This window comes from Hoyosella sp. YIM 151337 (assembly GCF_026041215.1).
Lineage (GTDB): Bacteria > Actinomycetota > Actinomycetes > Mycobacteriales > Mycobacteriaceae > Hoyosella.
This window is the reverse complement of record NZ_JAPEIQ010000023.1, coordinates 20,069-32,196: the sequence shown is the minus strand read 5'-3', so window position 1 is coordinate 32,196 and position 12,128 is coordinate 20,069. Positions and strand designations below refer to the sequence as shown.

Here is a 12,128-nt window from a genome sequence, read left to right as displayed (position 1 = left end):
TACGGCGTTCACATCGACCGTTGTTCGATACGTCCACGCTATCCGTGGTTCTGTGGAGGATCTATCGCGAGTAGTCTGGAATCTATGTCTATTCGTCCAGCAGCAGTGGTGCCCTGGACGCCTCAGGATGCGCTCGCCGAGGCGCTCTACCTGCTGCGGATGCGAGGCGTGTTCTATTCGCACACGGAGGCCACAGCACCATGGGCCTTAGAGATGCCGCCCTTCGCTGGCTGCCTGAGTTTTCATGTCGTCACAGAAGGCGGCTGCTGGCTCGAGATCGCAGAAGCCACCGAATATCTCCGCGCTGGCGATCTCGCACTTGTCCCCCACGGCCGGGGACATCTCCTGTGCAATCAGCCGGACGCCCCCGTCTCCGGGCGGGTGGACCAGCTTCCCCAGCAAATGGTGAGCGATCACTATTCGATTCTGCGCTGCGGTGGCGGCGGCGCGCGCACCACGCTGATCTGCGGAGTCGTCAGTTTTCACCAGCCCACCGTCAACCGGTTGCTGGCGGTTCTCCCACCCGTGATCCACATCGACTCCGCACACGAGCGAGGATCACGTGTCCGGGACGTTCTCGATTTGATGGCGTCGGAGCTTCGGCACCTGCGGCCCGGCGGCGAAGCCGTCACCACCAGACTCGCTGACATCCTCGTCATCGAAGCGATTCGCTGCTGGCTCGCGACCGATACCAGCAACCATCCTGGATGGCTGGGCGCGCTGAACGATCCACAACTCGGCCCCGTGATCGCCGCGATTCACCGCTCCCCGGGCGCACCGTGGACAGTCGATTCGCTCGCGCGTACAGCCGCGATGTCGAGATCCGCCTTCGCAGCACGGTTCACCGAGATTGTCGGTGCTCCGCCGATGCAGTATGTAACGCGCAGTCGCATGGAGGCCGCTGAAGCCCTTTTGCAGGAGGACGGCTCAACGGTGGCAACGGTTGCCGCGAAGCTCGGGTACCAATCCGAGGCGTCGTTCAGCCGGGCTTTCACCAAGACGATGGGACGCTCGCCGGGTTCGGTGCGGCGCCTTGGATCGTCTTAGGCGGTCCACCTCCAAGATCATGATCGGGATGTTCGGCTCTCGCCACAGTTGCGTTCGTAGTAGCGGGCCATCAGTTCCCAGTACGCCATCAGCAGTCCCATCTCCAGTGCTGTCGCAGCCGCGGCCGGTACTGCGCGGCGCTGATGGGCGGCGACCATCGCGACCAGCAAGGCGGCGGTCGCGCCCACGTTGACCGCCATCGCGGTGTCTATCGGCCGCTTGGCGAGCCACTGCTCCTCACCAAGCGCCGCCCGGGTCGACCATGCCCGGTCGTGCGCGGGCTTGCTGAACACCACCGGGTTGACTGCCATCCATAGGCCCACCAGCGCGGCGTCGCGCTGGCTGCGTCGCCACAACGGGACAAGCATCAGCGGTGTGCTCGCCCACCTCGTCCACATGCTCCACGGATTGCTGTGCCGCGCGAACACCACCCGCATGACCTTCCGCCAGTCCTCCATCGACGGCTCCTTCCGGCTGCTGGTCGCCTAACTCTGGATTCTGCTCCTTGTCACGGCGCGAAGGCCATACTCGTTCTAAGCAGCTCAAGCTGAGGGGCTTAGGACCCTGCGCGCGGGCTATTGGCAGAAATAGCCACAATCCCGCCCGAGTGCATTCGTTCAAGCGGGGGCCCCGGCTCCGGTTGCTCGGACGAGTGGAGTAACCGCTGCAGGTGAGCGATTGACGAAGCGCTAAGTTCTCCGCGCGTCACCGACAGCAACCAATCGAAAGCTCCTGCAGACCATACGTAACGGCTTTCCTCGTGTACCCCTGCATAGTCGTCCCGCATAGGCGGGAGCGTCCAGGGCATGTTCGAACGTGGCCTTCGCCGGATCGTCAAGCAATCGCTATAGCAAGAAAGGCCCGCGCTGACCTCTCCGATTTTCTCGTTGACGTGAGTGGATTTGAGGGAAAAGCTCTTGAATACGGGAAGATTGACATCACCTTGGAGGATGTTGCTGCGGAACCAATCGTTGGCCTCGTCCGCGAGCCGACGGTCGTCTTCGGCTTTTCGCTGGTGGAAAGCCATCTCTTCGTCGTCGGTTACTGCCGTCCCCTGCCATGTGAACACCGCATCAGGGAGTTGCTCATCGACGTGGAAGCTCACGAACTCGGCGCCGGAGTCACCATTGTGATCGTACTGCGCCACCACAGCTCGCGTGTGAACGTCCAGCCGGATCGTTCGCACGGAATCGGACTCGCCCAGCATCCGTGACCGTGGCGAGGGGCGCGGCGGAGCAAGGTTGAATTCCCAGCATGGCCTCCCCAGGAACTCAACCCCTTCGACCGGCCCCACCGGTCTGATCCACCGCTCGTTCGCCCACCGATCCTCCTCGCTCGACAGGGCGAGTTCGCGGCCAGGGCCGAGGAACCGCACCCGGGCAGGAGACGTCACTCGCGGGTCGGAGCGGTCGTTGCGAAAGTGCCACGCAGAGTGACCGTCTGATCGAAACAGTGGCGTGCCATCGGCGGTGTCGATTCGGACTTTGGCTCCCGATCGCGTGACGCGAAGATTTCCGTCGGGAGTCAAAAGGGAGAGCACGAGAGGTTGTTCGCCGAAATAGCTCCCGTAGTACAAGTGCATTCCTTCTTCGACGTCGCGCCAGGCCCGTATCGTGCCACTGATGGGGACGCGTGGCCCGAGACACAACGCAACCAGCACTTCGAGATGATCCGGCACAACTGTCTCCCCGTCTCGATTGTCACCTACTCTCAATCTAGGCAGAACTCATTGCCTTCCGGGTCGGTGCACACGATGTGCCCCGCCTGAAGCGGCGGGGCAGGCTCGTATCGTGCGATCCGGGTCGCCCCGAGTTCAGCGAGTCGAGCGCACGATTCTTCAAGTGCTGCCATACGCTCGTCGCCGGTTAATCCCGGTGCTGCGCGAACGTCGAGATGTACCCGGTTCTTCGCAGCCTTCCCCTCAGGCACGCGCTGGAAAAAGATCCGCGGACCGCGTCCTTCTGGATCGATGAGTGCAGACGCGTCGTTGCGGCGTTCAGGCGGGATGCCCATGGCCGCCAGCGCCGCGTCCCAACTGTCGAAGCCCGGCGGAGGCTCCTGAATCTGATATCCAAGGGCGTCAGCCCAGAACCTCGCGAGCGCCGCCGGGTCACCGCAGTCGAACGTCACCTGGATCTCGTGGGACATAGCCGCCGTCCTTACCCTTCAACAATTCCTGATCTGCTCCGCTCACTGTGCCAGACACATAGGACAGTATTTGACCGCTATCACCAGAAGGAGGGGTCAGGTCAAAGCGAGGGTTCCGACGCTACTTGCGTTTGCTTTTATCCGAACACGACGTTCGCAAGCAGATCAACCTGGTCGACTGCGGACACCGTTGGCGCGAAGATCAGCTCGTGCGCGCCTGTCGCCTCATACGCCTGTATCGCGCCTTGAATGGCTTCGGCACTGCGCAGCACACTCCCCGCGATCATCTGAGCAACGTCGTCACCCATCGGTTTGTAGTAGTCGAGCACGCTTTCGCGAGACTGTTGCTCAGTGTCGCCGAGACCGAAGTAAACAAGCGCTGTGATGTACGGTTCACCGTCGCGCCCGGCAGCCTGCCATGCTGTTCGCACCTTCGTGGCGAATTCACTGACCGCATCGGGCGGCAGCCCGCCCGCAGTCCAGCCAGCCCCATGGTCGACGACGCGCCTGATCGCTGCCTGGGTCGTGCCGCCGATCATGACTGGAATCGGTGACTGCACAGGGGGCGGGGATGCTGGGCGTGCCGCCGGGTCGAGCGCTTCGCCACGCCACGAGCGGTACAAGGCCGGCAACATTTCGTCGAAGGCCGCACCGCGGCCGTCAAAGTCTCGGCCGGTGAGCAAAAAGTCAGACTCGCGCCAGCCCACACCCAATCCGAGGGTGAGCCTGCCGTTCGTGAGTTGGTCGACCGTCGCAGCCTGCTTCGCTAGCTCGGCAGCGCTTCGCGGCGGGGCGATCAGTACGTTTGTGAAGAAGCGGATTCGCTCGGTCACCGCGCCCGCCGCAGCAAAGACCGTGAGCTCTTCATAACTGGGATACGACACCGCGCCGATGGAGCCGAGTGAGCTGAACCCAGCCTGGTCTGCGCGGCGCGCCCATTCGATCAGGCCGCGGCCAGTTGCGCCTGGTACTGCGTTGGGAAGTCCGATTCCGACCTGCATGCTGCACCTTCTCTCTGAGTCGAGCACACTGGAAATATGCCTACCACCACCGGTGCGGGTTTGCCTCCCGATTCCCCGCGTCAGCGATTTGCCGCTGCGAAAGTGGCCAGGCTTGCGACGGTTCGTCCGGACGGGACGCCCCACGTCGTACCCATTACCTTCGCGGTGGCAGATGAAGAGGTCGTCACCGCGATCGACTCGAAACCCAAACGGACGAACAACCTTCAGCGCCTCCGCAATCTGCGCACCAACCCGGCGGTGAGCCTCATTGTCGACCATTACGACGACGATTGGACGCGACTGTGGTGGGTACGGGTTGACGGCCGTGGGCGGATCGCTGAGGACGGCCAAGAACGGGCGCGCGCCCTCGACGCACTGGCGGGCAAGTACTCGCAGTACAGCGAGGATCCGCCTGCCGGTCCCGCGATCATCATCGAGCCAGCCGGGTGGACAGCGTGGTCGGCACGCTCAGCGCCCTGATAGACCAGGCGTCGCCGCCGGCCGAGCAGTACGAGCGTCCGGGAAAACCGGCCTGTGGCACTATCGAGCTATGCGCCCAACCGTAATTAGGCTGGATCACTTTCGCCGCGCTGCCATGACCAGCGGCCGGAGCGCGGCCGGGCGGTATGCGCGGCGACTCGGTACGCGCGGCACGATCACGATGGCAGAGGTTCGTGCCATGCGCCTCATGCTTGAGCGTTACATGACCCGGCCCAACCTGCGGGCCGATCCGGCTACGCGCGTTGAGCAAGTCCGCGTGCGCTTCCGGGACGGTCAGGTGCGTGGCGAGTGGGTGGAGCGCCCTGGGTCTGGTCCGCGCGATGCTGCGGTGCTGCTGTACGTCCATGGCGGCGGGTTCGTGGTGGGATCGCCGCGGTCGCACCGCGGACTGACCAGTGAACTGTCAGCCCGTACGAAGCGTCCCGTTTTCTCGCTGGATTACCGCAGGGCTCCCGAGTACCCCTACCCTGCTGCTGTCGACGACGTGCTGCGCGCCTACGCCTGGCTCCTCGACTCTGGTGTCAGCGCCGAAGACATCGTTGTGTGCGGAGACTCTGCCGGAGGTCACCTCGCGCTGGGTCTGCCACCCCGAGCTGACCGGGCTGGCTTGCCCGTTCCTGCGGGTGTTGTCGCGCTGTCGCCCGTGGTCGACCCCACCATGTCGATGAGCAAACGCTGGCTCACCAGCAAGCACCCGAAAGCACCGGTGCACTTTACCGATGCCGGGCGGGCGTTGATGGAACCCCACTGGCGCGGTGTCGCACCGTCCGACCCCGAACTTCTGCTGACGAACGACGACCTGACTGTCATGCCGCCGGTGCTTGTGCAAGCGAGCGATGCCGAGTTGTTGACCGGGGATGCTGAGCACTACGTCGAGAAGCTCAACGCGGTTGGCGGGAACGGACGGCTGAGTCTGTACCACCGGAAGATACATGTGTTTCAGATCGCGCACAGGGTGTCGCGGGCCGCATCTGATGCCCTCGACGAGATCGCGCGATTTGTCGACGAGGTCAGCACGCACCACGCAGGATCGTAACTTAGTGCAGCAACGCCGAACCGCACAGCTTCACCGGGAACGAATCCTCGCGTACGGTGCCGTGATTAACTCGGACAATGAATCGCTCCGGCAGGCACAGCGACAGCTACTCTGACACTTCAGACGCCTCCGACCAGGCCGATTGTGCCCCTGGCTTCGTCGGCGAAGGTGAGGTTTCGCGGGCTCAGCTAGCCCAGCTCGTGATCATCGCCCTGGTGCTGAGCTTCCCATTCTTGAAGATCCTGTACGTCACCGAAAGTCCCGCCCTCACCGGCGAGATCATCCGGCTGCACGGACCCGCCGGATGGGTGAATGTGCTGATCGACAACGTACTGCGATATCCGCTGCTGTTTCTCATATTGTTCGTCCTCATCAGTAATTCGCGTGTTTTCGAGTTTCTTGGTGAGGCTTCCCGCCGCATGCTCACCCAGCACACAGCGGCAAAGAAACAGCAATACCGGTTCGCGGACGTTTTCAACGACCTCGTGCGGCCCGTCATCGGCTTTCTGTGGGCCCTTGCACTGTTTGGTCCCTGGTGGGCGATGGCCACGGCGCTCGCGACGCTGGCGTACCGCCTGCCGAAGGAGCTTCACTTGCTGCGGAACGTAGTTCGCGTACGGAACGGTCAGCAACCTGTGCCGCCTGATCGCCGGGTGAGGCTGGCCAATACCGCCATTCTCGCGGTGAGCGCTTATCTTGTCCTGCCGCTGGCGGTGCTCCACCCGATGGTGGATGGTGAGGCGTGGCAGTCGGTGCGCCTGTGTTCGGTGGAATCGGTGCTGGAGGGCGGCCACGCGGCGCGGCTCGTCGAGATCCACCGCGGCGGTTCCGGCATAACTACGGCCTGGGAGATCGGGACCGCGAATATTGTCAGCGGAGCCGGCTGCGTGGACTCGCCATACAAGGTTCGCGCTGCGGCGTGGGAATAGCGACGAACGCGTCTTCTGTCGCCCCGGACACGACTGAGCCCGGCAGCACGTGTGCTGCCGGGCTCAGAATGTACCCGCTGTTCCCCGTTAGTGGGTGGCGTGGGCTACCTGGTCGAGTTCGTGGTGGATGTGTTCGACTTTGTCTTTGGCGTCACCGAAGAGCATGGCGGTGTTCTCCCGGAAGAACAGCGGGTTCTGCACGCCTGCGTAGCCGGAGGCCATGGAGCGTTTGAACACGATGACGTTGCGCGCGTTCCACACGTTCAGCACCGGCATGCCCGCGATCGGGCTGGACGGATCTTCCGCCGCAGCCGGGTTGACGGTGTCGTTCGCGCCGATGACCAGGACCACATCGGTGTCACCGAAGTCGTCATTGATCTCATCCATCTCGAGCACGATGTCGTACGGCACTTTCGCCTCGGCGAGCAGCACGTTCATGTGCCCGGGCAGCCGACCCGCGACCGGGTGAATACCGAACCGCACCTCCACGCCATGCGCACGGAGTTTCCGGGTCAGTTCCGCGACCGCGTACTGTGCCTGCGCGACCGCCATGCCGTAGCCGGGGGTGATGACTACGCTGCGGGCGGCGGCGAGGATTTCCGCGGCCTGATCCGCAGTCACTTCCCGGTGCTCGCCGTAATCAGTGTCTGACGACGGGCCAGCCTCGATGCCGTAACCACCCGCGATAACGGAGAGGAACGAGCGGTTCATGCCCTTGCACATGATGTACGAAAGATACGCACCCGACGCACCGACCAGCGCACCGACGATGATGAGCAGGTCGTTGCGCAGCAAGAACCCCAGCGCGGCAGCGGCCCACCCGGAGTAGCTGTTGAGCATCGACACCACCACCGGCATGTCCCCGCCACCGATCGAGGCGACCAAATGCCACCCCAGCAGCAGTGCGAGCACGGTGATCGTGATCAGAATCCACAGCTGCGGGTCGATCACGAACCACGCCGTCAGCACGACGAACGCAGCGAGGGCACCCAGGTTCAGGTAGTTCTTGCCCGGCAGCATCAGCGGTGTCGACTTCATCCGCGCCGACAGCTTCAAGAACGCCACGATCGACCCGGTCAAGGTGACCGCACCGATGAACACACTGATCGTGACCTCAGCGGCGTGAATACCCAGCAGATCCAGTTCGCCCAGCTCGGCCGCGTAGGGCCCGGTGGGGTCGGCCTCAACCTTGAAGTACCGGTTCCAGCCTACAAACACCGCCGCCAAACCGACGAAGCTGTGCAGCAGCGCGATCAGTTCCGGCATCCCGGTCATCTGCACTACCCGGGCGCGCCACAACCCGATCGCCCCGCCGATCAGCACCACCGTCACCAGCAGCACCAGTGCAGTCACACTGATACCGTCATCGAAAACTAGCGCGAGCGTCGCGACCACCGCGACAGCCATACCGAGCGCACCGAACGTGTTGCCCGCTTTCGCGGTCTCATGCTTCGACAATCCGGCCAGCGCGAGAATGAACAGCAAGGCCGCGATCACATACGCCGCCGCAGCGGCAGTAGATAAGGTGAGCACGCGAATCAGCTCCTCGAGAACATGGCGAGCATGCGGCGCGTCACCGCGAAGCCACCGAAAATGTTGATGCTGGCCAGAAGAATCGCCGCAAGCGCGAGCGTGGTCACGACCGCGTTAGACGATCCGACCTGCAGCAGCGCACCGACGATGATGATGCTCGAGATCGCGTTCGTCACCGACATCAGCGGGGTGTGCAGCGCGTGATGCACATGCCCAATCACATAAAACCCGACCACGATCGCCAAAGCGAACACGATCAAATGGCCCTGCAAAGCGGCCGGGGCCGCCGCGATCAGCGCGAACAGCACCGCCGCACCCGCTGCGACCAGAGCGATCCGCTTGCCCTGCGACATCGGTTCCTTCACCACCGGTGCGGTCACCGGCGCCGCCGCCGCAGCGGGGGTGGGTGTCGCGGACACCTGGACCGGTGGTGGCGGCCAGGTGCACTCACCGTCTTTGACCACGGTCATCGACCGGATCACCACGTCATCGAAATCGACGACGAGCTGCCCGTCTTTGCCCGGGGTCATCAGCTTCAACAGGTTCACCAAGTTCTGCCCGTACAGCTGTGACGCCTGCGCCGGCAAGCGGCCGGGCAGATCCGTATACCCGAGAATGATCACCCCGTTATCGGTGATGACCTTCTCCCCCGGCACGGTGCCCTCGACGTTGCCGCCATTGGCAGCGGCCATATCCACGATCACCGAACCCGGCTTCATCGATGCGACCATCTCCGCGGTGATGATCCGCGGTGCCGGGCGACCCGGAATCAGCGCCGTAGTGATGATGATGTCCGCCTCACGGGACTGCGCCGTATACAGCTGCGCTTCCCGGGCCTTGTAGTCATCACCCATCTCTTTCGCGTACCCGGTCGCGGAGACTTCCGCTTCAGGGTTCTCAATCGCGAGGTATTCGCCACCGAGTGACGCCACCTGATCAGCCACCTCCGGGCGCGGATCCGTCGCACGCACCACCGCGCCCATCGAACCGGCCGCACCGATCGCTGCCAGACCCGCGACACCCGCACCCACCACCAGGACCCTGGCTGGCGGTACCTTGCCCGCCGCGGTCACCTGGCCCGTGAAAAACCGGCCGAACTCGTGCGCCGCCTCGACCACCGCGCGATAGCCCGCGATGTTTGCCATCGACGACAACACATCCAGCGACTGCGCCCGGCTGATCCGCGGCACCGCATCCATCGCCAGCGCCGTGATCGGCCGCTGCGACAAATCCGCCACCAGACCCTCGTCAAACCGCGCGTTCAGAACACTGATCAGCGTCACACCAGGCTTCAACCCGCCCAGCTGCTCTGCAGACGGCGCGTTCACACCCAGCACCACATCAGCCTCAGCAACCGAACCGATCGACGCCCCAGCGTCCGCATACGCCACATCAGCGAAATTCGACAGCTCACCCGCACCAGGCTCGACAACCACGTCGTACCCGAGCTTCATCAGCTGCCCCACAGTCGCAGGCGTCGCCGCCACACGCGTCTCGCCGGGACCAACCTCCCGCAGGACACCAACAATCATGAAGAAACTCCCTAGGTGGACAGGTGTATTAGGCTACATTCCCGTAATGTCGGCAATGTCGTGTGCGCGGCGCACGCGCGCTTCGGTGCCCTCACCGGTGTGCGGTTTAGCTGGTGATTTGTTTTCCGTTTCGATATTTGTGCGACGCATCACACCACGTCGTTTAACGATTCAGTTTTTCATATCCCGGGAAAGCGCGTCGTCGTGGAACCGCGCTTTTCGGCGAATGGCAGGTCGAGAAGTGTGGTGCAGCGTGGACGCGAACCTGGCCGCTGTAAAGCCCGATACTTCTGCGCGAGGAATGCGAATCTGATTGACGAAACTCTGCGAGAACCGGCCCCAAACCGGGCATAGTGACCAGCGCTCAAGCGTAGGCTGCGCGAGTGAGCCCATTCTCCGGTGTGGGGCCGCGTGGTCGCTCCAACGGTGCGCAAATCTCGCAGCGGCCCCTCGGGCTGTTCCTCGTGGTCATGCTGATGTTCGGCATCATCACGAGCTTGAATGGAATGGCCGCGCTCGCCACCTACGGGCTGGGAGCGGTCTTCTACCTCGGCGTGGCGATCGTGTTGTTCCTTATTCCTGCCGCTCTGGTCGCGGCGGAACTCGGCACACGCTGCCAGCGCGACGGCGGCGTCTATGTGTGGGTGAGCGAGGCCTTCGGTGCACGTGCCGGGTTTGTCGCGACCTGGCTGCAATGGTTCCAGAACATAATATTCTGGACGGTGGTCCTGACAGGTGCCGCCGCTATGTTCGCTCTCTCGGTGCGGTGGGAGGCTGGCGCCGAGAATAAGCTCTATGCTGCCGTCGTCGTGGTCGGCACGATTTGGCTGGTCACCTGGCTGAGCCTGCTCGGATTGCGCAGTTCCGGAATGCTCGGAACGTTCGGCTCGATCGTCGGCACCATCATCCCGGGATTGGTGCTGATCGCCTTCGCCGTCGCGTACCTCCTGAGGGACGGCGACACGAACATCACCGGCGAATCGGCACGGCTTATCCCCGATCTCACGAATCCGAGCAACATCACGTTCGGGATTTCGGCGATTCTCATCTTCGCGGGCATCGAGGTAATGGCCGCCAGGATCGGTGACATGCGGAACCCTGCTCGCACCTACCCGCTAGCGACATTGATTTCGGTTTTAATGATCGCGGCGCTTCTTGTGCCCGCGACTCTCGCGATTGCCGTATTGGTCCCGAGTGATGAGATCAGCATTACTGCGGGAATTGTGCAAGCAATGAATGTCGGCGTCGATCATGTGTGGCACATCGGCTGGATAGTACCGCTGATGGCGCTGGCCATCTACGTGGACGCGATCGGTGAGATCGCTGGCTGGATGGCGTCAACCCCTTCCGCGATGTCGACCGCGGCGCGCGACGGGCACCTCCCCCCGCGGTTTGCGCGGCAGACGTCGCGGCGCGCCGCGAAACCAATATTGCTCGGCCAGGCAGTGATCGGCTCGCTCATCAGCTTGCTGTTCATTTTCCAGCCTAGCGTTGCCAGTATGTTTTGGCTGCTCAGCGCTCTTCTCGTGCAGCTCTACGTGATCATGTACGCGATGATGTTTGCGTCCGCGCTGAAGCTGCGCCGCAAGAACCCGAAGCTGGCGCGCTCGTTCACGATACCTGGCGGCACGTGGGGTATCCGGCTCGTGTGCGGGATTGGTATCAGCTTCTCCGTGGCTGCTGTCGTGGTCGGTTTCTTTCCGCCCGCGGGGCTGCCTGAAGCGACCGCTGTCAGCCACACGCTCATCCTGATCGTGGCTGTCCTCGCCGGCGTGCTCTCGCCGCTTGCGATATCGCACATTTCCCGAAGGCGGACTGACAATGCCGCACCCTTGGTCTGAACTAACCGAAATACCGCTGCAGTTTACGGTGACGGTGCTCGAATAGTGCCGGCAGCAAGCGGGCCAGGACGAAGCTTGCCGGCCGCAGGAGAACCCGGGGTTCGAACGCGATCCGGTCCCTTACCTCGGATCGGCCATCCGGCAGCGAGGTGAGAATCCGTTCGTGTGCCCAGCGCTTCATGCTGAGCATGGTCGACTCCTCGCGGAACCGGGCGCCGGGCTCTAGCTCCGCGATCATAAGGTGGTCATAGTCGAATGGCACCACACCGAACAGTCGCAACCACACCCGGCCAAGTTGTTCACCGAGCGGCACGTCTTCGATCGTGGTCGTCGCCCCTGCATCGCGCGGGAAACTCATCGTGAGCCACGGACGCATCTCGTCGTTGATGCCGTCTGGGCTGACCACTCGCGCCCACACCTTTTCTATTGGCGCATTCACGACCACGTTGCGTTCAAATTCCATGCACTGCTCCGCCTGCGTAGTTGTCTTCACTGAGCGCGGCCCGCCGCTACCCAGTATCCTTGTGGTTTCCGTTCCAGGAGCCATAACCGAGGCACCC

The 12,128-nt window shown here is 63.2% G+C and carries 12 protein-coding genes; 5 read left to right on the top strand and 7 right to left on the bottom strand.

All coding sequences use genetic code 11. The annotated features are described in order from the left end of the window. The first annotated feature begins 84 nt into the window (after window positions 1-84). On the top strand, window positions 85-1,047 hold the full coding sequence (locus ONR57_RS12050) for an AraC family transcriptional regulator (protein ID WP_265123685.1): 963 nt from the start codon (window positions 85-87) through the stop codon (window positions 1,045-1,047). 17 nt (window positions 1,048-1,064) lie between these two features. On the opposite strand, the gene ONR57_RS12045 is transcribed toward ONR57_RS12050, so the two are convergent. The 4 genes from ONR57_RS12045 to ONR57_RS12030 form a co-directional block, all read right to left on the bottom strand. Further along, complete coding sequence (locus ONR57_RS12045; protein WP_265123684.1) at window positions 1,065-1,505, bottom strand: DUF6653 family protein; 441 nt, start codon at window positions 1,503-1,505, stop codon at window positions 1,065-1,067. A 98-nt stretch (window positions 1,506-1,603) separates the two neighbouring features. Then, the gene (locus tag ONR57_RS12040) at window positions 1,604-2,725 is read right to left on the bottom strand and encodes a hypothetical protein (RefSeq protein ID WP_265123683.1); all 1,122 of its coding nucleotides are present in this window, start codon (window positions 2,723-2,725) and stop codon (window positions 1,604-1,606) included. A 32-nt stretch (window positions 2,726-2,757) separates the two neighbouring features. Beyond that, entirely contained in the window at window positions 2,758-3,195 is a 438-nt protein-coding gene (locus ONR57_RS12035; RefSeq protein ID WP_265123681.1) for a VOC family protein, read from the bottom strand. Between the two features lie 137 nt (window positions 3,196-3,332). Further along, entirely contained in the window at window positions 3,333-4,196 is an 864-nt protein-coding gene (locus tag ONR57_RS12030) for an LLM class flavin-dependent oxidoreductase (protein WP_265123680.1), read from the bottom strand. A gap of 36 nt (window positions 4,197-4,232) precedes the next feature. Between ONR57_RS12030 and ONR57_RS12025 the strand changes: the two genes are divergently transcribed. From ONR57_RS12025 to ONR57_RS12015, 3 genes are all read left to right on the top strand, one after another. Continuing rightward, complete coding sequence (locus ONR57_RS12025; protein WP_265123678.1) at window positions 4,233-4,676, top strand: TIGR03668 family PPOX class F420-dependent oxidoreductase; 444 nt, start codon at window positions 4,233-4,235, stop codon at window positions 4,674-4,676. 70 nt (window positions 4,677-4,746) lie between these two features. After that, window positions 4,747-5,733, top strand: coding sequence for an alpha/beta hydrolase (locus tag ONR57_RS12020; RefSeq protein ID WP_265123677.1), 987 nt, complete (start codon window positions 4,747-4,749; stop codon window positions 5,731-5,733). A gap of 77 nt (window positions 5,734-5,810) precedes the next feature. Beyond that, window positions 5,811-6,662 (top strand): hypothetical protein, encoded by an 852-nt coding sequence (locus ONR57_RS12015; RefSeq protein WP_265123676.1) that lies wholly within the window; start codon window positions 5,811-5,813, stop codon window positions 6,660-6,662. A gap of 87 nt (window positions 6,663-6,749) precedes the next feature. On the opposite strand, the gene pntB is transcribed toward ONR57_RS12015, so the two are convergent. Together pntB and ONR57_RS12005 are read right to left on the bottom strand one after the other, a co-directional pair. Beyond that, window positions 6,750-8,195, bottom strand: coding sequence for a Re/Si-specific NAD(P)(+) transhydrogenase subunit beta (gene pntB / locus ONR57_RS12010; RefSeq protein ID WP_265123674.1), 1,446 nt, complete (start codon window positions 8,193-8,195; stop codon window positions 6,750-6,752). 5 nt (window positions 8,196-8,200) lie between these two features. After that, window positions 8,201-9,727: a Re/Si-specific NAD(P)(+) transhydrogenase subunit alpha gene (locus ONR57_RS12005; RefSeq protein WP_265123672.1), complete on the bottom strand. Its 1,527-nt coding sequence runs from the start codon at window positions 9,725-9,727 to the stop codon at window positions 8,201-8,203. Window positions 9,728-10,110: 383 nt separating this feature from the next. Here ONR57_RS12005 and ONR57_RS12000 point away from each other — a divergent pair, with 383 nt between their 5' ends. Beyond that, the gene (locus ONR57_RS12000; protein WP_265123671.1) at window positions 10,111-11,568 is read left to right on the top strand and encodes an amino acid permease; all 1,458 of its coding nucleotides are present in this window, start codon (window positions 10,111-10,113) and stop codon (window positions 11,566-11,568) included. 1 nt (window position 11,569) lies between these two features. On the opposite strand, the gene ONR57_RS11995 is transcribed toward ONR57_RS12000, so the two are convergent. Further along, the gene (locus ONR57_RS11995; RefSeq protein WP_265123670.1) at window positions 11,570-12,031 is read right to left on the bottom strand and encodes a hypothetical protein; all 462 of its coding nucleotides are present in this window, start codon (window positions 12,029-12,031) and stop codon (window positions 11,570-11,572) included. Window positions 12,032-12,128 lie beyond the last annotated feature (97 nt).

Coding starts and splice junctions, on each gene's coding strand:
- ONR57_RS12020 (WP_265123677.1), top strand. CDS start 4,747: ATGCGCCCAACCGTAATTAGGCTGGATCACTTTCGCCGCGCTGCCATG.
- ONR57_RS12045 (WP_265123684.1), bottom strand. CDS start 1,505: ATGGAGGACTGGCGGAAGGTCATGCGGGTGGTGTTCGCGCGGCACAGC.
- ONR57_RS12050 (WP_265123685.1), top strand. CDS start 85: ATGTCTATTCGTCCAGCAGCAGTGGTGCCCTGGACGCCTCAGGATGCG.
- ONR57_RS12035 (WP_265123681.1), bottom strand. CDS start 3,195: ATGTCCCACGAGATCCAGGTGACGTTCGACTGCGGTGACCCGGCGGCG.
- ONR57_RS12030 (WP_265123680.1), bottom strand. CDS start 4,196: ATGCAGGTCGGAATCGGACTTCCCAACGCAGTACCAGGCGCAACTGGC.
- ONR57_RS12015 (WP_265123676.1), top strand. CDS start 5,811: ATGAATCGCTCCGGCAGGCACAGCGACAGCTACTCTGACACTTCAGAC.
- ONR57_RS11995 (WP_265123670.1), bottom strand. CDS start 12,031: ATGGAATTTGAACGCAACGTGGTCGTGAATGCGCCAATAGAAAAGGTG.
- ONR57_RS12025 (WP_265123678.1), top strand. CDS start 4,233: ATGCCTACCACCACCGGTGCGGGTTTGCCTCCCGATTCCCCGCGTCAG.
- ONR57_RS12005 (WP_265123672.1), bottom strand. CDS start 9,727: ATGATTGTTGGTGTCCTGCGGGAGGTTGGTCCCGGCGAGACGCGTGTG.